Annotated in this window: 1 protein-coding gene; it reads right to left on the reverse strand. The window is 67.9% G+C overall.

Going from position 1 to position 648, the window contains the following annotated elements; genetic code table 11:
- Window positions 1-71: 71 nt before the first annotated feature.
- Window positions 72-648 (reverse strand): DUF2147 domain-containing protein (locus IC66_RS0112090; RefSeq protein WP_038947794.1); only part of this gene is annotated, 577 nt, incomplete at its 5' end.

The raw sequence follows: 648 nt of genomic DNA on the forward strand, positions 1-648 counted from the left end.
CAAGCATGGGCAAGCTGCTGGCACTTTCGCTGGTGACGACGCTCGCCGCCGTGTTGCTGTTCCAGCCGGCCCTAATGGGCAAACCCCGCAATCTCAGGGAGTAGGCAGATGTCGCCGACCGGGTCGGCGGAACCCTTCTGACTCGGCTTTGCGGGGGCGGTGGCGCTCTTCGGGGCCGCCGCAGCCGGAGCAGGCGCCGCTGTCGCGCCCATCGTGCCCTGAGCCTTCGGTGCCGCGCCGGTGGACTTGGGCGCACCCTTGGCCATGGCATTGGCGGTGCTCGAGGGGATCGGCGGGCCGACTCGCGTCCAGGTCTCGCCGCCGCAGAGGAAGCCCATTACGCAGCCCTTGATTTCGAGCTGGTCGGCGCCGGCCGGCGTGATGGTCGCGCTATAGAGCTGGCCGTCCTTGGCGTTGTAGACCTGCCCTTCCCACTGATCGGCGCCGGGTTTCTTCTTCATGTCGATCAGCGTCGCCATGCCCAGTGTCGGCCTGGTCTTTTTCGAGGCATCCGGATTGTTCTCGTCGCGGCCGCCGGGCTGCTTTTCCCAGGAAACGGCGCCCCACATGCTGCCATTGCATTGGGCGACGCGAATGTTGGCGACGCCGTCGGCAACCCGCCAGTCGCCGGTGGGATCGGCGGGGGGG

Source organism: Bradyrhizobium genomosp. III, from assembly GCF_000261705.1.
In the GTDB taxonomy this organism is placed as follows: Bacteria; Pseudomonadota; Alphaproteobacteria; order Rhizobiales; family Xanthobacteraceae; genus Bradyrhizobium; species Bradyrhizobium ottawaense.